Source organism: Streptomyces sp. SAI-135 (genome assembly GCF_029893805.1).
GTDB lineage: Bacteria > Actinomycetota > Actinomycetes > Streptomycetales > Streptomycetaceae > Streptomyces.
This window is the reverse complement of sequence record NZ_JARXYP010000002.1, coordinates 5,980,095-5,999,226: the sequence shown is the minus strand read 5'-3', so window position 1 is coordinate 5,999,226 and position 19,132 is coordinate 5,980,095. Positions and strand designations below refer to the sequence as shown.

Here is a 19,132-nt window from a genome sequence, read left to right as displayed (position 1 = left end):
TCCTCCGAAACCTGCTGGTCAGAGGGTTATCCACAGGGTCCGACGAGTGTCTCGTGATCGGCCTACCATGGCCGGACCGGCGTTCGTGGCCCGTCACGGACGACTTCGGAGGGGGACTGGAATGGGGCGTTTCGTACGGTGGGCGGCCGTGACCGCCGCGGCCGCACTGCTGGTGGCCGGCTGCAGCGGCGGCTCGTCCGGTGGCGACGAGGGCGAGGAGCGTTCGGGCAGCGCGAGGCCGACCGCGACAGGCGCGAAAGCACTGCCTGCCTCGCTGACCTCGCAGAGACCCGACTGGGAGGGCTGCAAGGCCACCGCGGACGCCTCCGCGCCCGGCCGGGACTGGCAGTGCGCGACCTTGAAGGTGCCGCTCGACTGGTCGAGGCCCGGCGGGAAGACGATCGACCTGGCGCTGATCCGTTCCCTGGCCCGCGGCGGCGACCGCATCGGCTCGCTCCTGTTCAACTTCGGCGGCCCCGGCGCGTCGGGCATCGCCGGCCTGCCCGGGTACGCCGCCACCGTCTCGCTGCTGCGCGAGCGGTACGACCTGGTGAGCTGGGACCCGCGCGGGGTCGGCGCCAGTGAGGGCGTCCGCTGCCGCGGCGACAAGGAGACGCAGGCGGCCGAAGCGGTGGACGCCACTCCCGACACCCCGGCCGAGGAACGGGCGTTCCTCAAGGACGCCGCCGACTTCGCCCGGGGCTGCCAGAGGGACGCGGGCGACCTGCTGGCCCCACGTCTCGACCACCGACACCGCGCGCGACATGGACCTCATGCGGCACGTCCTCGGTGACACCGAGCTGCACTACTTCGGCATCTCGTACGGCACCGAACTCGGCGGGGTCTACGCCCACCTGTTTCCGGAGCGCGTGGGGCGGCTGGTGCTCGACGCGGTCGTCGACCCGAGCGCCGACTCGGTGGCCCACCGCGAGAACCAGGCCCGGGGCTTCCAGCGCGCGCTCGACAACTACCTCGCCTCCACCGGCCAGGACCCCGAGACGGGAACGCGGAGGATCGCGGACCTGCTGGACCGGATCGACGCGGACCCGCTGGAGACGTACTCCGGCCGGAAGCTGACGCAGGTGCTCGCGTTCACCGGCATCGTCTGGCCGTTGTACCGCGAGGACAGCTGGCCCTCTCTGACCAGCGCTCTCGGCACGGCCGAGCAGGGGGACGGCTCCGAACTCCTGGCGCTCGCCGACGGCTACAACGAACGAGACCCGTCCGGACGCTACGGCCTGCTGCCGCAGGCACAACGGGTCATATCGTGCTTGGACGACAAGCAGCGGCCCACGCTCGCGGAGGCGAAGAGGCTGCTGCCCGAGTTCGAGAGGATCTCACCTGTGTTCGGCCCCTTCCTCGGCTGGGACGCGGCCGGCTGGTGCCACGACTGGCCGGTACCCGGGCAGTACGAGACGCCGGAGGTGAGCGCGCCCGACGCGGCACCGGTGCTGGTGATCGGCAACACGGGCGATCCGGCGACGCCCTACGAGGGCGCCCGGCGGATGGCGGACGAGTTGGGCCAGGGGGTAGGCGTGGAGCTCACCTGGAAGGGCGAGGGGCACGGGGCGTACGGCAATGGCAGCGACTGCGTGGACTCCACCGTGAACGCGTACCTGCTGAAGGGCACGGTGCCGAAGGACGGCAAGGTCTGCGCCCGGCGCCGCTGACGGAAAGGGGCCCGGCACACAGGGTGCCGAGCCCCTCCCGGGAAGGCGTGGGCCTAGTAGACCGGCTTGTGCGGCTCGATCTGGTTGACCCAGCCGATCACACCGCCACCGACGTGCACGGCGTCGGAGAAGCCCGCGGACTTCAGGACCGCGAGGACTTCCGCACTGCGGACACCCGTCTTGCAGTGCAGGACGATCTTCTTGTCCTGCGGGAGGCCCTCCAGGGCGGTGCCCATGAGGAACTCGTTCTTGGGGATCAGCCTGGCGCCCGGGATGGAGACGATCTCGTACTCGTTGATCTCGCGGACGTCGATGATCTCGATGTTCTCGCCGTCGTCGATCCACTCCTTGAGCTGCTTGGGAGTGATCGTCGCGCCGGCGGCCGCCTCCTGGGCCTCCTCGGAGACGACGCCGCAGAAGGCCTCGTAGTCGATGAGCTCGGTGACGGTCGGGTTCTCGCCGCAGACCGCGCAGTTCGGGTCCTTGCGGACCTTGACCTGGCGGTACTGCATCTCCAGGGCGTCGTAGATCATGAGACGGCCGACGAGGGGCTCACCGGTGCCGGTGAGGACCTTGATGGCCTCGGTGACCTGGATGGAACCGATGGACGCGCACAGCACGCCCAGCACGCCGCCCTCGGCGCAGGAGGGGACCATGCCCGGCGGCGGGGGCTCCGGGTAGAGGCAGCGGTAGCAGGGGCCGTGCTCGGACCAGAAGACGGAGGCCTGGCCGTCGAAGCGGTAGATCGAGCCCCAGACGTACGGCTTGTTGAGCAGCACGCACGCGTCGTTGACCAGGTAGCGGGTCGCGAAGTTGTCGGTGCCGTCGACGATCAGGTCGTACTGGCTGAAGATGTCCATCACGTTGTCGGCCTCGAGCCGCTCCTCGTGAAGGACCACGTTCACGTACGGGTTGATGCCGAGGACGGAGTCGCGGGCGGACTCGGCCTTGGAGCGGCCGATGTCGGCCTGGCTGTGGATGATCTGGCGCTGCAGGTTCGACTCGTCGACCTCGTCGAACTCCACGATGCCGAGCGTGCCGACGCCCGCCGCGGCCAGGTACATCAGCGCCGGCGAGCCCAGGCCGCCGGCGCCCACACAGAGCACCTTGGCGTTCTTCAGCCGCTTCTGCCCGTCCATCCCCACGTCGGGGATGATCAGGTGGCGGGAGTACCTGCGGACCTCGTCTACGGTGAGCTCAGAAGCGGGCTCGACCAGGGGTGGCAGCGACACGGGGACTCCGTTGGTCGGTCAATCACTACGGTTGTTCTCCCTGTAACACTGCCATGGGCTTCTTCATTCCGAGACACCCGTTCCGATCCGCGAGACGATTTCGTCCCAGTAGCCGGGCATGGTCTCCCAGGGGTCGACGCGGCCGCCGCGGTCCGTGCGGTCGGTGAACCAGATCGTGGCGGCGCCCTGCCAGCGGGCGATGCGCAGGGCCTCCTCGAGGTGCGGGCCGGGCACTCCGTGGACGAGGTGGCAGAAGCGGTCGGGCGGGTAGTCGGCGGTCCACTCGGCCACCTGGGACCAGCGGTAGTCGCTCCAGGGGCCGGAGAAGGTGATCAGTTGGTCGGCGTTCTCGGCGTAGCCGGGGTGGGGGTGGGTGCCGTGGCCGAGGACGATGTGGGCATCGTCACGGACCGCGCGGAGCGTGGCGACGGTACGGCGGATCTCGGGCAGCGCGGCGCGGTCGGTCGGGCAGCGGTCCAGGAGGAAGCCGTCGACCCGGTACCAGTCGAGGTAGCGCTGGGCCTGGGAGACCGTCTCGCCGTGGACGCGGATCCCGTGGGCGGTGTCGAGGTGGCCGAGGACGCGGACGCCGGCGTTGCGCAGTCGCCCGGCCGCTTCGAGGCAGTGCGGGTCGGGGCGGGCGCCTGGGCCGTCGGCGACGTTGAGGACGGCCCAGTGCACGGGGGTGCCGGGACGGGTGAGTTCGGCCCACTCGGCGGGGGCGACCAGGGGGTGGGCGAAGCCGGGGACACCGAGGCCGACACGCAGTTCGGTGCTCGGGGTACTTGTCTTCGTACTGGTCAGATGCGGCATGCCGCCTCCATCCAGATGTCGGCGAGGGACTCTTCGAGGTTGATGCGGGGGCGCCAGCCGAGCCGGTCGCGCGCGGTGCGCACGTCGGCCTGCTGCCAGCTGCCGCAGCCGTCGGGGTACGGGTACGCGACGGGTGCCGCGTGGTCCGATTCGGAGCGGGGGTGTCCGATGGTCGCCCTCAGCGGGCCGGGAGGGCCGTCGAGTTCGTGGAGGGCGCCGCCGTACCCGGCGACCCGGGCCAGGACGGCGGCGGCGTCGCGGAGGCGGACGGCTCGGCCCGAGCCGATGTTGATGACGCCCTGGGCGGCGGAGAGGGAGGCCGCGTGGACGGCGCGGGCCACATCGCGGACGTCGACGAAGTCTCGCTGGGCGCCGAGGCCGCCGAGCTTCAGTTCACCGTCGCCGGACTGCATGGCGCGGCGCATGGCCTCGGCGAGCCGGCCCAGCGGGGAGCCGGCGGGGGTGCCGGGGCCGGCCGGTGAGAAGACGCGCAGGACGACCGCGTCCAGACCGGAGCCGAGGACCAGTTCGGTGGCGGCGAGTTTGCTGACCCCGTACGGGCCGCCCGGGCGCGGGACCGCGTCCTCGGCCGTGGAGGAGCCGGGCTGGCTGGGTCCGTACTCGGCGCCGCAGCCGATCTGCACCAGACGGGCCCCGCAGCCGCTGCGGCGCAGGGCCTCGCAGACGGTGGCGACGGCGACCGTGTTGTGGCGGGTGAGTTCGCGGGCGCCGCCGCGGGTGGCGCCGGCGCAGTTGACGACTACTCCCGGGTGGACCGCGTCGAGGAAGCGGGTGAGGGCACCGGGGCTGCCGGACGCGAGGTCGAAGCGCACGTCGGCGTCGTCGCCGCGGCCGAGGGCGGTGAGCTGGACGGCGGGGTCGGCGAGCAGGCGGTCGGCGACGAAGCGGCCGAGGTAGCCGTTGGCTCCGATCAGCAGGACTCTCATCGGGCTGCTCCCGGGGCCTTGGGGGCGGGTCGGGAGGTGGTCATTGCGGGTTCTCCTTCGGGAGGGGCTTGCGGGGTGCTTCCGGCGGTGGGGCCGGGGGGGCGGTGGGGCCGGGGTGGCGGTCCGGCGGTGGGGCCGGGGTTGCCTGCCGCGGTGTGTGCGGGGTCGGTGGGGCGGTGTGTGGGGGGCGGGGGGCGGCGGGCGGTTCCCCTCCGGTGGGAGGAGGTCGCGCCACGGCGGGCGCGTGCTCGTGCCCGGTGGGCCACCGCGGCTACGGCGGGTGGGCGGCGGCGCCCACGGCGCCCCGGGCCACCCGTCCGCCGCAGCCGCGGCGGGTCAGCACGGGTTCTCCGGCCGGGCGTGGGCCGACGCTCGCGTCAGCTTGCGGGCGCCGTGGATCAGCAGGGCCAGGGCGCCGAGGCCGCAGGAAAGGGTCGGGATGCCGCCCGCGCCCCAGAGGTCCACGAGGGCGTCCACCGGTGCGGCGAGGAAGCCGCAGCCCGGCAGGCGGGAGGCGAAGGCCGCGGCCAGGGCGGTCGCCTGGGCCGTGGCCGCGGCGGTGAGGACCACCGCGGGGGCGTGGGTGAAGCCGTGGACGGTGAGGAGGCGGGCGAGGAGGAGAAGGGCACCGAGAGCGATGACCTGCGGGTGGGCGGCCGGTTCGCCCACGGCGGCCCCGGACAGGGCCGACAGAGCCGTCAGGGCGCACAGGTACAGGGCGAACGTGCCGAGCAGCAGGGGGCGTACGGAGGCCGCGAAGTCCTCCAGGCCCCGGCTGACGGTCAGTTTGCGGCGGGCGCGGGTCGCGAACAGGTGGGCGGACCAGGCCGCCGGGGCGCAGGACAGGGTGAGGGCGAGGACGGGGGCCGTGACCATCGGCCAGGCGGCGTCGGGGGCGCCGGTGGGCAGGGCGTCGGGGCCGCCGGTCACGGCTGCCGCGAGGAGGCCGTCGCCGAGGGTGGCGTAGGCGAGGAGCCAGTAGGTCCAGGTGGAGGTGCCGTTGGCGGGAGCGTGGTCAGGAGTGCCGAGTGGGCCGCGGGACAGGGCCGCGCGCATGGCCAGGGACACGGCCAGGAACCCCACCAGGGCGGCGACCAGGCGGGGCTGGCCGACGGTGAGGCGCATGCCCGCCACCGTGGCCGCACAGAGGGCGCCGGGGAGGAGGGTGAGCAGGACCCAGTCGGCGCGGGCCCGGGGAGTCGACGGCGCCGTTGCGGGCGGGGGTGTGTCGCCGTCCCTTGCGACACGGGCGTACATCTCCTCGGCGAGGGAGAAGACGTCCCGGTGCCGGAAGCGGACGGCGGTGCGGTCGGTGACGCCGTGGGCCTCCAGGCCCGCCGCGATCTCCAGGGGGTCGACGGCCCGTTCGCACAGTTCGCGGTGCCGGTGCATCAGGGCCTTCACCGGATCGGCGGCCGAACGGCGGGCGGGGCCGGGGGTGGCGGGCTTGAGGCCGGTGGAGATCTCGGGGGCGCGGGGGGCGGGAGCCGACGGGGCGTGCGGGGCGGCGTCCTCGACGGCCTCGGCCGTGAGCGGGCCGGCGTCCTCCGGCTCGGCCTCTTCGGACGCCTCGGCCACTCCGGGCTCGACGATGACCTCGGACGGCTCGGCCACTGCGGGCTGGACGATGACCTCCGACGACTCGGCCGCCCCCGCCTTGACGACGGCCTCCGACGACTCGGCCGCCCCCGCCTCGACCGAGACCTCGGCCAGCTCCGATGCCCCGGAGACCTGGGCCGCTGCCCCGGAGACCTGGGCCGTCTCCAACTCGCCGGGCTCCTCGGGCTCCCCGGTGCCCCACGCGCCCGGGGTGCCGGGGCGGTCGAGTCCCACGTCGCTCATCCGGTCGCTCCTTCCGTGGCGGCGAAGGGAGGCGTCGCGCCGACCGGGGACCCCGCGGCCCAGCCGGGGCCGACCCGGGCCGCGACTCGTGCGCTGTGCCCGGCCCAGCGGCCGGGTACGTGGGCTTCGGCGGGAGCGGCGAAGGGCAGGGGTTCGCCGGTGTCGTCCAGGACTACCCGGCGGACCGGGGTCCGCGAGACGATCTCCAGGTAAATGCCGTGAAATGCCGTGATGTTCTGTTCCACGGTGAACAGTTCGAGCGCGCGGGCGCGTGCCGCGGCGCCCAGGCGCTCACGGCGCTCGGGGTCGCGCAGCAGCGTGACGCACGCCTCCGCGAGTGCCTTCGGGTTGCGCGGCGGGACGACGAGCCCCGTGCCGCCGATGACCTCCACGACCGCGCCGACGTCGGTGGACACGGTGGCCCGGCCGCAGAACATGGCTTCGACGAGGCTGATCGGGAAGCCCTCGACGACGCTGGACAGGACGGTGACCGCACCCGAGGCGTAGGCGTCGGCGAGCGTCGGCACCTCGGGTCCGCCGATCTCCTCGAAGGAGACGGGGTTGTCGCCGACGGCGTGCAGCCCCTCCGCCTCGTCGGGGAAGAGCTGTGCGGCCAGCGCCCTGCAGTGCCCCAGATAGGCCGCGCCCTCGGGGCCGGTGGGCGCGCCGACGATGCGCAGCCGGGTCTTGGGCTCCTCCTTGCGGATCTCCGCGAAGGCGTGGAGGAGGGAAATCAGGTCCTTGGCAGGTTCGACCCGGCCGACCCAGACCAGTGTGTCCGGGTCCACGCACTGCGCGGACTCGCCCACCGCGGTGAAGCGGGTGGCGTCCATGCCCGGGTAGACGGTGCGCAGTTTGGCGCGGTCGGCGCCGCAGCGCTCCTGCCAGCGGCGGGCGTGCGTGTTGCCGGGCGTGACGACCGCGGCCCGCCGGTAGGTCTCGGTGGCGAGCCGGCCGTGGAAGGCGGCGAGCAGGGTCCGTACGGCGGCCGGGGAGCCGGTGTCGGCGAGGTAGTGCGTGCGCAGCCGTACGCCGTACTCGGTCACGAGCAGCGGGACGCCGGTGAAGTGGTGTGCGAGGAGTCCGGGCAGGGCGGCCGGGCCGCCGGAGGCCGCGTGGCACAGGTCGACGGCGCCGAGACCGTCGTTCTCGTACCAGTCGAGCGACAGGGGGCGCAGGGCGCGCTCCAGGTGTCCGGCCACGGCGAGCAGATCAGGGACGCGCGCCGCGCGCGCCGTCTGCCGGGCGCCGGGCGCGCGACAGGCGCGCTCCAGGGCGCGTACGGCGGTCTCGGAGCGGAGCGCTCCGACCAGGCCGCCCTCGTCGCGGGCGAGTTCGGCGAGTCCGTACAGGGCGTTGGCGAAACGGTCCGCCTCCGCGGCCGACGACTCCCCCGAGGCGTCGCCGGCCGTCCCCTCGCACAGTGCCGCGGCCAACTCGCCGTAGGACTCGGCGAACCGACGGCGCGCGCGCCGCCCGTACACCACGCCGTCGTCCTCCGCGGTCCACAGCGGAGCCGTGATGACCCTGCCGACCTGCGGCGGGAGCTGCACCCAGCCCTCGTCCTCCTGGCGCTCGCTGCGACTGAGCGCGTAGATGTCGAACTCGTGCTGCTCGAGCCCGCGCACGAGCCGGTCGCACCAGAGTGCGGCGTCACCGCCCACATACGGATAGCCACCCTCCGTAAGCAGTCCTATGCGCACGAGTGCACCCCCGATCTCCCGTATGAGGAGCCACCGTTGGGCCGGTGGCTCGCAGCGGGACGAAGGTATGCGGACAGGACGGTGGCGCGACGGACGGTTGTCCATCGCGCCACCAAAAGGGGTGAACGCTCGTAACTTTCCCGTGCGGGTCGCGTTCCGTCGCGCTAAGAGATCATGCGACCACGGAACGTCAGGTCACGGCCGTTTCCCGGCGCTCCGCCCGACGCCGGGCCGCAGTCCGCGGATCGAGCGCCGGTACGGCGGCCAGGAGCTGCTTGGTGTACGGGTCCCGCGGGCTGTCGTAGACCTCGTCGGCCGGGCCCTGTTCGACGATCCGGCCGCGCCGCATCACGGCGACGCGGTCGCTGACCTGGCGTACGACGGCGAGGTCGTGCGCCACGAAGACCAGCGCGAGCCCGAGTTCCCGCTGCAGTTCGCCGAGCAGGGCCACCACCTGGGCCTGGGTGGTGACGTCGAGGGCGGAGACCGGCTCGTCGCAGACGATGACGCGCGGGTCGGCCGCGAGCGCCCGGGCGATGCCCACGCGCTGGCGCTGGCCGCCGCTGAACTCGTGCGGGTAGCGGTCGTAGTGCGCCCCTTCGAGCCCCACGCGCTCCAGGAGTTGCCGCACGCGCTCCTTGATCCGCTGCTCGTCCCGCTCGCCTCGCGCGCGGAGCGGGTCGGCGATGGACTCGCCCACGCTGCGGCGGGGGTTGAGGGAGGAGACGGGGTCCTGGAAGACCATCTGCACGGCCGGGTCCACGCCCACGCGCGCGTGGCCGTCGTGACGGACCTCCCCCGCCGTCGGCTCCAGCAGCCCGACCAGCATCCGCCCCAGCGTCGTCTTGCCGCTGCCGCTCTCGCCGACGACGCCGAGGGTCTCGCCCCGGCGGACGGTGAGCGAGACGTCGTCGACGGCGGCGAAGGCCTTCCTGCCGCGGCCGAACTCGCGCCGCAGGCCCTTCGCTTCGAGCACCACCTCGCCGGCCGTCCGGGAGGGCGTCCGTGGCGCGTCCACGCGCGGTACCGCGGCGAGCAGTTCGCGGGTGTACGTCTCCCCCGGCGCCCCGAGCACCGCGGCGACCGGACCCTGCTCGACCGCGCGACCGTGCCGCATGACGAGGACGTCGTCGACGCTCTCGGCGGCGACGCCCACGTCGTGCGTGACGAGCAGCAGGCCCATGCCGGTCTCCTGGCGCAACGTGTGCAGCAGGTCGAGGATCTGGGCCTGGACGGTCACGTCGAGCGCGGTCGTCGGCTCGTCGGCGATCAGCAGCCGGGGCCGGCAGGCCAGTGCCATCGCGATGAGCGCGCGCTGGCGCATGCCGCCGCTGAACTCGTGCGGACGGGACCGGGACCGCCGTACGGCGTCCGGGATGCCGACGCGGTCCAGCACCTCCACCGCACGCGCGCGTGCCGTGCGCCACGACACACGCGTGTGCACGCGGTACACCTCGGCGATCTGGTCGCCGATCGCCCAGTACGGGTCCAGGGACGACAGCGGGTCCTGGAAGACCATCGCGGCCTTCGCCCCCCGCAGCCGCCGCAGTGCCTCGTCCGGCGCCCGCTGTACGTCCACTCCGGCGACCTCGACCGCGCCGCCCACGCGCGCGCCCGTGCCGCGGTGCAGTCCGAGGAGGGCGGAGGCGACGGTGGACTTGCCGGAGCCGGACTCGCCGACCAGGGCGAGGGCGGCGCCCTGTTCCAGGCGGAAGGAGAGGCCGTCCACGGCGCGCAGGTCGCCGAAGCCGACGGTCAGGTCCGTCACGTGGACGAGACTCATGCGAGCACCACCCGTCGGTCGGCCACCGCGTACAGGACGTCCGCGACGGCGTTGGCGAGCACCACGAAGAAGCCGATGACCAGGACCATGCCGACGACGACGGGGAGGTCGACGACGGTGACGGCGTGGACCAGTTCCTGGCCGATGCCGGGCAGCCCGAAGAGGGTCTCGGTGAGCACCGCGCCGCCGACCGCGCTGCCGAAGTTGTTGGCGTTGAGCGCGATGACGGGTGCCAGGGCCCCGCGCAGCGCGTGCCGTCCGATGACGGACCGTTCCGCGACGCCGTAGGCCCGGAAGGTGCGGATGTGGTCCTCGGCCAGGGTCTCCAGCATCGAGGCCCGGGTCAGCCGGGCGAACGCGGCGGCTTCGATGAGGGCCAGCGAGAGCCAGGGCAGCAGCAGGTTCCAGGCCCACTGCTCGGGGTCGTCGGTGAGGGCGACGTACTGCGGGAAGGGCAGCAGTTCGAGCTCCCCGCAGACGACGATCATCAGGATCAGGCCGATGACGAAGACCGGCGTGGCCACGCCCACCAGCGTGACGCCGGTCAGCAGCCGCTCGGTGAGCCGGCCGCGCCGCCACGCGGACAGGACGCCGGTGCCGACGCCCAGGACCAGCCACAGCACCATCGCGCCGAACACGAGCGACAGACTGACCGGGAGCTTCGCCAGGATCAGCTCGGTGACCTGCTGGTCGCTCTGGTACGACAGGCCGAGGCAGGGCGCGGAGCAGTGCTCGACGGAGGTGCCCGTCGAATAGTCCTGACCGGCGACGATGCCCTGCAGGAAGTGCCAGTAGCGCAGGTGGAGCGGGTCGTTCAGGTGCAGTTGCCCGGCGACCTGCTGGACCTGGGCGGGCGAGCAGCGGGGGCCGCAGGTGATCTGGGCGACGTTGCCCGGGGTGACGTAGAAGATGACGTAGACGATCACCGAGATGGCCAGCAGGGTGACGAGGACGCCGACGAGACGGCGCAGCGCGAAGCCGCCGAACCCGCTCATGCCTTGGCCTCCTTCCGGCGGCCCGTGCCGACGCGCAGCCGGGAGGCCGCACGCGGGTCGAGCGCGAGGCGCACACCGTCGCCGAGGACGGTCAGGGCCAGGACGGTCACGAAGAGCGCTCCGGCGGGCAGCAGCAGGTACTGCGGGGCGGCCTGGTACCAGATGTCGGCGGCGGTGAGCATCTGCCCCCACGAGGGCGTCGGCGGTTTCACCCCTACGCCCAGGAAGGACAGGGCGGCCTCGACGGTGATGTTCGCCGGGATGAGCAGGGCCGCGTACGTGATGACCGGAGCGGCGAGTCCCGGCAGGAGTTCACGGACGGCGATCCGCCAGGTGCCCCAGCCGCTGAGCCGGGCGGCGGAGACGTAGTCGAGCCCCTTGAGCGTAAGCGTCTGGGCGCGCACGATCTTGGCGATGTTGCCCCACGCGACCAGGCCGATGACGAGGGCGACCAGTACGGGCCGGGGGAAGCTCGACGGCACGATCGCGAGCAGCGCCAAGGCCATGATCATCAGCGGCAGGGCGACGATGATGTCGGTGAACCGGCTCAACAGTTGATCAACCCATCGGTTCCCGAGGGCCGCCGCGACGCCCACGGCGACGCCGATCGCGACCTGTACGGCGGTCGCCGCCAGGGCGACGCCGAGGGAGACCCGGGCCCCGTACACCAGCCGGGCGAACAGGTCGCGTCCGGTCTGGGGTTCGACGCCGAGCCAGTGGTGCGCGCCGGCGCCCCCGAAGGGCCCCATGGGCACGCCCCCGCGCGCGGAGTCGATGAGGGACGGGTGGTAGGTGGTGGGGTCCTGGCCCTCGATCGCCGTGAGCAGCGGCGCCGCGAGGGCGACCAGGACGAGCAGTGCGACGACGGCCGCCGCGACCATGGCGGCGCGCTGCGCCCGCAGCCGCCGCCAGAACTGACGGGCCCCCGAGGCCCCCGGGGCGGACGCCTCGGGGACCTCGGTGGCGACAAGTGCCTCGCTCATCGGGTTACTTGACCGCGACCTGCGAGATGTCCAGAACACCGGTCCAGTCGCTGATCACGACGTTCTTGATGTCCTTGCCGTACAGGCGCTTGTAGACCGGGTGGAACAGCGGCACGGTCAGGGCCTGCTCGCCGATCTTCTTGTCCAGCGCGCCCCATCGCTTGGCGGCAGCGTCAAGATCGGTCAACTTGTTGATCGCGTCAATCTCGGCGTTGACCGACTTGTCGTCGAGCAGGCCCGTGTTGAAGTTCGCGCCGTCCTTGACGATCTGCCGGCCGTCGAAGATGGGGGCGAGGAAGGGGCCGCCGGAGGGCCAGTCGGCACCCCAGTGGGCGAGGAAGAAGCCGGGCTCGGACTTCACGCTGTGGATCGTCTCCGAGTAGTCGTTCTCCTCCAGGCCCTGGAGCTTGACCGTGACGCCGGCCTTCTTGAGCGCGTCCTGGATCGCGGTCGCGATCTCGGGGCTGGTCTCGAAGTCCTTGGCGTTGGAGTGCGTCAGGGTGACCGTGAGCCCGTTCGGGTAGCCGGCCTCCTTCAGCACCTCCTTGGCCTTGGCCGCGTTGCCCGTGGCGCCGGCCGGGAAGAGGTCGTAGGGCTCGTAGCCGAAGGACTTCTGGTTCGGCAGGAAGGTGGTGGCGGGTTCGGCGAGCGCGCTGCCGCCGGCCGCGTTGACCACGGAGGAGCGGTCGATGGCGTACGAGATCGCCTGCCGCACCCCGGGGTTGTCGAACGGCTTGACCTTCGGGTTGAAAGCTATGTAGTTCGTGTAGCCGAAGTGGCCGGTGCCGACGCGGGAGGCGAGCTCCTTGTCGCCCGTCACCTTGGCGAGTTCGGCCGGGCCGAGGTTGGTGTCCGTGGTGACCGCGGCGGCGTCCGTCCCTTGGGACGCCGACAGCCGCTGGTTGATCACGGAGGAGTCGAGCCCTGACTTGACGTCGATCCGGTCCGGGTAGGCCTTGCGCTCGGCGTCCGTCGAGGCGGACCAGTAGGTGTTGCGCTCCAGGACGAGGTGCTCGCCGTCGTTCTGGTTGGAGACGACCTTGTACGGGCCGGACGAGACGGGGTGCTCCTCGTACTTCGTGCCCGTGTCCTTGGCCTTCGGGACGGGCGTGAACTGCGTCTGCGTGGCCAGGTACGGGAACTCGCCCTCGGGCTTGTTCAGATGGAAGACGATGGTGCGCTCGTCCGGCGTCTCGATCGCCGCGAGGCCCTTCTTGTCCTTGTACGGCCCCTGGTAGTCGGCCGCGCCGACCAGCCAGTCCCGCAGGTAGGGGGCACCACCGGAGAGTTCGGGCGCGAAGGAGCGCTCGATGCCGTACTTGATGTCGGCCGAGGTGATCGCGGTGCCGTCCTCGTACTTGAGGCCGCTCTTCAAGGTGTACGTCCACACGGTCGCGTCCTTGTTGGGGCGCCCGGTGTCGGTGGCGAGGTCGGGGACGACCTCGGCGCCGGCGGCGCCGTTCTCGCGGTTGCGGGTGGTGAGGGTGCGGAAGACGAGGGAGGGCACGTTGCCGCCGCCTGAGGTGTAGAGGCGGGCGGGGTCGAAGTCCTGCTGCGGGTTGGAGTTCAGGACCGTCAGGGTGCCGCCCTTGTGGGGCGTGGAGTCGCCACCGGAGCTCTTGGCATCGTTGTCCTCAGGGCCGCAGGCGGCGGCGCCCGCTGCCAGAACCAGGCTTACGGATACCGCGGCCACACGGCGCGCTGTGAGGGACGGGTGACGCATCGGAGACGACCTCTCGAATGATGGGTCTCGAATGGCGAGACGGAATGACGAAGGGTGAGACGAATGTGGACAGACGTCAGCCCCGGCGTCGGGTCGTCGAAAGAGCCGTGACCGACTCGGATCACGGGTGCATGCGGGATTCGCGACGCGCGCGCCTGGGGGCGGGCGTCAGCGACAGAGAATGTCGGCCACGCAGAGCGGGGTCACGCCGATGAGCGCCAGCTGAATGGCGGCGCTGTTCTCGACGGCATGACTAGACCACATGGTCAGCAATATGTACGACCGATCAACACATGTCAATGTGACATATGCGCCATCTGTCAACTCCCGGGATACGGCCACGGGTTGGCCCGGCAGCGGATCCCGTCGTGGTCGAGGAACTTGGTCTGCTGCTGCATGACCGGCGCGAGCTCGCCGTTCTTGTCGCACGTCACATGGGAGTAGCCGAGGCGGTGGCCGACCTCATGATTGATCAACATCTGCCGGTACGCATGGATCCGATCACCGTATGTGGTTGATCCCTGCGCCCAGCGGTACGCATTGATCATCACGCGCTCGGTGGCGGCCGAGTCGCACGAGACGTTGTCCTCGGTCGTGTCGAGGCCGGACTTGGCACACCAGTCTGCCGTGGTGCCGGGGCTGGCGAGGGTGATCACGAAGTCGGGCTTGCCGGAGTAGACGCGCTCGAAGGTGCGGGCCCCGCCGTGCGCCCAGCTGCGGTCGTCGTTGAGCGTCTTCTGGACGGCCTCGGCGAAGAGTGCGCCGTCGAGGCCGAGACCCTGCTCCACGTCCACGCGGTAGGTGTACTTCTGCCCCTTGCCGGGCGCCTTGTCGAAGCCCCGGACCGCGTCGAACCTGCCCGAGCCGTCGAGCTCGGCGCTGAGCGGGTACTTGGTGCCCATCGCCTGTTCGTACGTCAGCGTCGTCACGCCGGCCGAGGGGGACGGCGTCGGCTGCCCGTCCGCGCCCGTGACGGGCTCCCTGACATCCCGGGCCTGGTCGGTCGCGGACTGCGCGTCCGCCGCGGTGCCGCGCCCGTCGGTGACCTGTCCGGCCACGACGACGGCGAGCACGGTGACGACCGCGGCGGCCGCGATGCCGGTGAACGCGCGGCCCTTGCCGCCCTTGGCCGTCGGAGGCCGGTCGTCCGGGGGCGTGTCGCCGGAGCCGGGGAGGACATCGGCGTCGGTGTCGTCGGGCCAGTAGGTGTCGGAGCGGAGGGCGGCGGGGGCATGAGCGTCGGCGGGGGCTCCGGTCCCCGCGCCGGAGCCGTGCGCGGCAACAGGGCCGCGGGGCCCGCCGGGCGCGAACACGTCGACGTCGCCGTCGAAGTCGATGTCGATGCCGTCGGCGAATGCGTCGACGTAATCCTGTCGCGGCCCCGACGGCGATCCGGACGCCGCCTGCCGCTGGTGTGGCGGAGCGACCCCGGGTCCGGCGCCGCGACCGCCCGGCCCCTGACCACTCAACTCCCCCCAGCCGCCCCCGGATTCACGCTGCTCGGGATGCCCGCCCCGGACCCGGGGCACGCCCTGGGCGGGGGTCCCGTCGGGCAGCCGCGGGAAGCCGTGCGGGGGCGTCCCGTCCGGGAACCGCCGCACGCCCTGGGCGGACGGACCGTCGGGCACAACCGGCACTCCACGCGCGGGCGTGCCGTCGGACAACCGGGGGAAGCCGCGCGCGGGCGTCCCATCGGGAAGCCGAGGAAAACCGTGCGCAGGCGTCCCGTCAGGAAGCCGAGGAAAACCGTGCGCGGGCGTCCCGTCAGGAAGCCGAGGCACACCACGCGCCGGCGTGCCTTCCGAGGACCGAGGAGCGCCCGGCCCGGACGTCATTTCACCCGACCCCCGTGGAAACCCCTGAGCCGGCGTCCCGTCAGGAACCCGCGGGCCGCCCTGCGCGGGCACGCGGTGGCCGGCAGGGCCGCTCGCCGGTCCGGTCCGCGGCACCCAGCGCTCGGGGCCCCGAGCCGTCGGGGCGGCAGGCGGACGTTCCCGGCCCGCCGTCTCCGCCGCGAGGCCCTTGGCGCCCTGTACCGCCTCGGCGGCCGGCTGACCCGCCCCGCTCTGTCCCGAACTGCCTTTGTCGGGCCCCTTCTTCGGAGCGGGCCCGCGTCGACTGTGGCGTCCCACGCCGCGCCTCAGCTCCCCAGAATGGTGGTGTCGACCCCGTCACCGGAGGCCGATGCGGCGTCCGCCCCGTCGCCCGGGGCACCCGCGGAGCGGTCACGCCGGTAAGAGCCTCCCACGGATCCGCCGGAGGTCTCCGCAGCCCCCTTGTCCGTGACGAGCTCGCGGAACGCCTTCGCCACCGTCTCCGGGTACTCCATCATCGCCACGTGCCCCGCCTCCGGCAGGGTCAGCAGGCGGGAGTCACGGAAGGTGCGGGCCGCCTTCTGGGCCATGCGGAAGCCGACGAGCTGGTCGCGACCGCCGTAGACGAGGAGCGTGGGCGCGAGGACGCGCTCGGCCTGGCGCCACAGCGCGTGCTGGCCGCCCAGTGTGTAGGCGTTCACCAGCCCGCGCGCGGAACGTGTCATCGCGTCCCAGAAGTACGGCAGTTGGAGCCGCCGTTCCATCTCCTCCACGGCGTGCCGGAAGCCCTCGGGGCTGACCCGCCCGGGGTCTCCGTAGCACAGGGCCGTGACGCCGCGGACACGCTGCTCGGCCGTCCAGTCTTTGCTGAACCGGGTGAACAGACCCGCCACACCGGGCAGCGCCAGAAGCCCCGTGGGCACGGCGGTGCGCTGGACGCGGATCTCCGGGAGGGCCGGCGAGACGAGGGTGAGGGTGCGCACCAGGTCGGGCCGCGCCGCCGCGACGCGCGTGGTCACCGCGCCGCCGAGGGAGTTCCCGAAGAGGTGGACGGGCCCGCGAGCGGACGCGTCGAGAAGGCGGATCACCGCGCGCGCGTGAGCGGTGACCGAGTAGTTGCCGTCGTCCGGCGGCGGGGAGTCGCCGAAACCGGGCAGATCGACGGCCTCGCCGTCGACGTCGTCCTCCAGCTGCTCCATCAGCGCCGACCAGTTCTGCGAGGAACCGCCGAGCCCGTGCACGTACAGCGCGGGCGGCAGCCCCTTGCGCGCGGGCGGCCTGGAACGCACCGTCAGAGTGATCCCCGGCAGCCCCACCGACCTGAGCCGCTCACCCTCGCCGACCCTCACGGGTGCCACTTTCGGAAGGACGGTGGCGGGCGGCACGAGGGGCAGCTCGGTCGAAGACATGCGGCAATGTTACGAGACGATCACGCACTGGTTCATGTGTTCGCCGTCACAGGCCACCTGTACGAGGTGGGCGGGGTCCGGAGCGTCCGGTAGGGCACGCGCACCGCATGGCGTCCAGATCGTGTGTCTCCTAGGCTCGTGGGCAGGGCACCCGAATGTGGCCCCCTGGGTACATCAGGGACGTTCTAGGAAGGGAGCCCACCATGACCTACGACCCCACCGATCCCGAGGCCTTCACCGACCCCGAGGCGCTCGAGGAGGACGACGCGGTCGAGCTCGACGTCGAAGCCCCCGAGGGCGACGCCGCCGAGCAGCGCACCGGCATCGCACCCGACCGCGACGACCCGCTGACCGGCGTGGACCCCGACCGGGCCAACGAGGCCGACCTCGTCGAGCAGGCCCGGATCGTCTCGATCGACGAGGACGACTATCGGTGACATCCGTACGGCACAGGTCGACCGGCACAGCACTCATCAGGGCATTCCTGAGCTGGAACGGCACACCTGCTGCCCGCCGGATGCCCGTTTGAAACCTTTGCGTGGCTTTCGTCACCGTCCGGTCCGTGAAATTCTGCGCTCGCACCGCGCACAGCACGGTTACCGAAAAGTACGATGGCGGCGCGGCGCACACCGCACGTGGACGACATTGGGAGGCGGCGTGACAGCCATCGAGCAGACAGAGGCGGCACGCCCGAGGGGGACGCGCCTGCCGCGCCGTGCCCGACGGAACCAGCTGCTGGGCGCCGCGCAGGAAGTCTTCGTGGCGCAGGGCTACCACGCGGCCGCGATGGACGACATCGCCGAGCGGGCCGGCGTCAGCAAGCCGGTGCTCTACCAGCACTTCCCGGGCAAACTCGATCTGTATCTCGCGCTCCTGGACCAGCACTGCGAGTCCCTGATCCAGGCGGTGCGCGCCGCTCTCGCGTCGACGACCGACAACAAGCAGCGCGTACGGGCGACCATGGACGCCTACTTCGCGTACGTCGAGGACGACGGCGGCGCCTTCCGCCTGGTCTTCGAGTCGGACCTGACGAACGAGCCCGCGGTGCGCGAGCGCGTCGACAAGGTCACCAACGAGTGCGCCGAGGCGATCTGCGACGTCATCGCCGAGGACACCGGCCTCTCGCGCGCGGAGTCGATGCTGCTGGCGTCGGGCCTCGGCGGCCTCGCCCAGGTGGTGGCCCGGTCCTGGCTGCACAGCGACCGCAGCGTCCCGCGCGACCAGGCGGTCCAGCTGCTGACGTCGCTGGCGTGGCGGGGCATCGCCGGTTTCCCGCTGCACGGCACGGAGCACCACTGAAGCCTTCGGCCTCGCATGAAGGCTTGCGGGAGCACACCGGGATCACGAACGACCCGCACGCACGCGTGCGGGTCGTTTGTTCCCGCCCGGTGTTCGCTGTTGGCGTTCTCGCGCGGAGCGTGCACGTCCCCTCACCGGGCTAATGTGTGCTGGTACGGCGCGGAAGGTCGCGCACTTCACTGACCGTCGGAGGGACATAGCCGTGGAGGTCAAGATCGGCGTGCAGCACGCGCCCCGCGAGATCGTTCTGGAGAGCGGTCAGAGCGCCGAGGAGGTCGAGCGGGCGGTGGCGGAGGCCCTGGCCGGCAAGTCTCAGCTGCTGAGCCTGGTGGACGAGCACGGCCGCAAGGTCCTCGTCCCGGCCGACCGTCTCGCGTACGTCGAGCTCGGCGAGCCGGCTCCACGCAAGGTGGGCTTCGGCGCGCTGTAGGCAGACACACGAAGAGGGGCCCGGCGACTTCCTGTCGCCGGGCCCCTCTTCGTGCACCGGTCTTCGTGCGCCGGGCAAGATTTTTTCCTCCCCGGATGGAGCACGAACGGCACCCCAGGGAGGATTGCATTCCGCAGGTCACGGGTATGACGGGCTACGACCGTAATGCGCAGTGTGGCCGTGTGGGAGGGACCCCATGATGTTGATCGAAGCGCTCGGCTCCGCGCTGCTCGGTCTCGTGCTGGCGGGGGTGGCGGCGCACCGCCTCGCCCACCGCCTGCCGACCCGTTCCCTGGTCCTCGCGACGGGCACCGCGGGAGCCCTCTTCGGCGCCTTCGTGACCCACACCGCCCTGGACCCTGGCAACATCCTGCTGATCCTCCTGGGCGCGGCCGTGGTCTCGGTCGCCTCCCTCTCCCTGCTCCTGCGCCCGTCGGGAAGACTCCGCCGCTCGGCCACGGCATGAGCGGAAAGCGGCGGTAGCTCCGC

16 protein-coding genes and 1 pseudogene are annotated in these 19,132 nt (G+C 72.2%); 5 read left to right on the top strand and 12 right to left on the bottom strand.

Annotated elements, in window-relative coordinates; translation table 11 throughout:
* Positions 1-121: 121 nt before the first annotated feature.
* A pseudogene (locus tag M2163_RS31805) lies at positions 122-1,670 on the top strand (alpha/beta hydrolase).
* A 53-nt stretch (positions 1,671-1,723) separates the two neighbouring features.
* Here the strand turns inward: M2163_RS31805 and moeZ are convergent.
* The 12 genes from moeZ to M2163_RS31750 all read right to left on the bottom strand — a co-directional run bounded on the left by moeZ (position 1,724) and on the right by M2163_RS31750 (position 16,914).
* Positions 1,724-2,902 (bottom strand): adenylyltransferase/sulfurtransferase MoeZ, encoded by a 1,179-nt coding sequence (gene moeZ, locus M2163_RS31800; protein WP_280849458.1) that lies wholly within the window; start codon positions 2,900-2,902, stop codon positions 1,724-1,726.
* A 63-nt stretch (positions 2,903-2,965) separates the two neighbouring features.
* Positions 2,966-3,715: a spherulation-specific family 4 protein gene (locus M2163_RS31795; protein ID WP_280849459.1), complete on the bottom strand. Its 750-nt coding sequence runs from the start codon at positions 3,713-3,715 to the stop codon at positions 2,966-2,968.
* Positions 3,703-4,662, bottom strand: coding sequence for an NAD-dependent epimerase/dehydratase (locus tag M2163_RS31790; RefSeq protein ID WP_037719791.1), 960 nt, complete (start codon positions 4,660-4,662; stop codon positions 3,703-3,705). The genes M2163_RS31795 and M2163_RS31790 overlap by 13 nt, the downstream gene beginning before the upstream one ends.
* A gap of 336 nt (positions 4,663-4,998) precedes the next feature.
* The gene (locus M2163_RS31785) at positions 4,999-6,504 is read right to left on the bottom strand and encodes a hypothetical protein (RefSeq protein ID WP_280895693.1); all 1,506 of its coding nucleotides are present in this window, start codon (positions 6,502-6,504) and stop codon (positions 4,999-5,001) included.
* Complete coding sequence (locus M2163_RS31780) at positions 6,501-8,207, bottom strand: DUF3492 domain-containing protein (protein ID WP_280895692.1); 1,707 nt, start codon at positions 8,205-8,207, stop codon at positions 6,501-6,503. The genes M2163_RS31785 and M2163_RS31780 overlap by 4 nt, the downstream gene beginning before the upstream one ends.
* Before the next feature lie 190 nt (positions 8,208-8,397).
* Positions 8,398-9,990, bottom strand: a complete 1,593-nt coding sequence (locus M2163_RS31775; protein ID WP_280895691.1) for an ABC transporter ATP-binding protein — start codon at positions 9,988-9,990, stop codon at positions 8,398-8,400.
* Entirely contained in the window at positions 9,987-10,985 is a 999-nt protein-coding gene (locus M2163_RS31770) for an ABC transporter permease (protein WP_280849463.1), read from the bottom strand. Before M2163_RS31770 ends, M2163_RS31775 begins: the two co-directional genes overlap by 4 nt.
* A complete protein-coding gene (locus tag M2163_RS31765; protein ID WP_280895690.1) occupies positions 10,982-11,968 on the bottom strand; it encodes an ABC transporter permease in 987 nt (328 codons plus the stop codon). The genes M2163_RS31770 and M2163_RS31765 overlap by 4 nt, the downstream gene beginning before the upstream one ends.
* A gap of 4 nt (positions 11,969-11,972) precedes the next feature.
* Positions 11,973-13,691 carry an ABC transporter substrate-binding protein gene (locus M2163_RS31760; protein ID WP_280895689.1) on the bottom strand — a complete coding sequence of 573 codons (1,719 nt, stop codon included), beginning with the start codon at positions 13,689-13,691 and terminating at the stop codon, positions 11,973-11,975.
* A 168-nt stretch (positions 13,692-13,859) separates the two neighbouring features.
* Entirely contained in the window at positions 13,860-13,955 is a 96-nt protein-coding gene (locus tag M2163_RS46655) for an Ms4533A family Cys-rich leader peptide (RefSeq protein WP_330264584.1), read from the bottom strand.
* Between the two features lie 56 nt (positions 13,956-14,011).
* Positions 14,012-15,526 (bottom strand): DUF3152 domain-containing protein, encoded by a 1,515-nt coding sequence (locus M2163_RS31755; protein ID WP_280849466.1) that lies wholly within the window; start codon positions 15,524-15,526, stop codon positions 14,012-14,014.
* A gap of 305 nt (positions 15,527-15,831) precedes the next feature.
* Complete coding sequence (locus M2163_RS31750) at positions 15,832-16,914, bottom strand: alpha/beta hydrolase (RefSeq protein WP_280895688.1); 1,083 nt, start codon at positions 16,912-16,914, stop codon at positions 15,832-15,834.
* 203 nt (positions 16,915-17,117) lie between these two features.
* Between M2163_RS31750 and M2163_RS31745 the strand changes: the two genes are divergently transcribed.
* The 4 genes from M2163_RS31745 to M2163_RS31730 all read left to right on the top strand — a co-directional run bounded on the left by M2163_RS31745 (position 17,118) and on the right by M2163_RS31730 (position 19,109).
* Positions 17,118-17,351: a hypothetical protein gene (locus M2163_RS31745; protein ID WP_280895687.1), complete on the top strand. Its 234-nt coding sequence runs from the start codon at positions 17,118-17,120 to the stop codon at positions 17,349-17,351.
* A 220-nt stretch (positions 17,352-17,571) separates the two neighbouring features.
* Complete coding sequence (locus M2163_RS31740) at positions 17,572-18,213, top strand: TetR/AcrR family transcriptional regulator (protein WP_053852937.1); 642 nt, start codon at positions 17,572-17,574, stop codon at positions 18,211-18,213.
* A gap of 202 nt (positions 18,214-18,415) precedes the next feature.
* On the top strand, positions 18,416-18,643 hold the full coding sequence (locus M2163_RS31735) for a DUF3107 domain-containing protein (RefSeq protein ID WP_020119766.1): 228 nt from the start codon (positions 18,416-18,418) through the stop codon (positions 18,641-18,643).
* A gap of 199 nt (positions 18,644-18,842) precedes the next feature.
* The gene (locus M2163_RS31730; RefSeq protein ID WP_037720124.1) at positions 18,843-19,109 is read left to right on the top strand and encodes a hypothetical protein; all 267 of its coding nucleotides are present in this window, start codon (positions 18,843-18,845) and stop codon (positions 19,107-19,109) included.
* Positions 19,110-19,132: the final 23 nt, after the last annotated feature.

What these genes read in the sequence shown, in the direction of transcription:
- M2163_RS31755 (WP_280849466.1), bottom strand. Translation starts at nt 15,526, where the DNA reads ATGACGTCCGGGCCGGGCGCTCCTCGGTCCTCGGAAGGCACGCCGGCG.
- M2163_RS31760 (WP_280895689.1), bottom strand. Translation starts at nt 13,691, where the DNA reads ATGCGTCACCCGTCCCTCACAGCGCGCCGTGTGGCCGCGGTATCCGTA.
- M2163_RS31795 (WP_280849459.1), bottom strand. Translation starts at nt 3,715, where the DNA reads ATGCCGCATCTGACCAGTACGAAGACAAGTACCCCGAGCACCGAACTG.
- M2163_RS31730 (WP_037720124.1), top strand. Translation starts at nt 18,843, where the DNA reads ATGTTGATCGAAGCGCTCGGCTCCGCGCTGCTCGGTCTCGTGCTGGCG.
- M2163_RS31765 (WP_280895690.1), bottom strand. Translation starts at nt 11,968, where the DNA reads ATGAGCGAGGCACTTGTCGCCACCGAGGTCCCCGAGGCGTCCGCCCCG.
- M2163_RS31785 (WP_280895693.1), bottom strand. Translation starts at nt 6,504, where the DNA reads ATGAGCGACGTGGGACTCGACCGCCCCGGCACCCCGGGCGCGTGGGGC.
- M2163_RS46655 (WP_330264584.1), bottom strand. Translation starts at nt 13,955, where the DNA reads ATGTGGTCTAGTCATGCCGTCGAGAACAGCGCCGCCATTCAGCTGGCG.
- M2163_RS31775 (WP_280895691.1), bottom strand. Translation starts at nt 9,990, where the DNA reads ATGAGTCTCGTCCACGTGACGGACCTGACCGTCGGCTTCGGCGACCTG.
- M2163_RS31770 (WP_280849463.1), bottom strand. Translation starts at nt 10,985, where the DNA reads ATGAGCGGGTTCGGCGGCTTCGCGCTGCGCCGTCTCGTCGGCGTCCTC.
- M2163_RS31790 (WP_037719791.1), bottom strand. Translation starts at nt 4,662, where the DNA reads ATGAGAGTCCTGCTGATCGGAGCCAACGGCTACCTCGGCCGCTTCGTC.
- M2163_RS31745 (WP_280895687.1), top strand. Translation starts at nt 17,118, where the DNA reads ATGACCTACGACCCCACCGATCCCGAGGCCTTCACCGACCCCGAGGCG.
- M2163_RS31750 (WP_280895688.1), bottom strand. Translation starts at nt 16,914, where the DNA reads ATGTCTTCGACCGAGCTGCCCCTCGTGCCGCCCGCCACCGTCCTTCCG.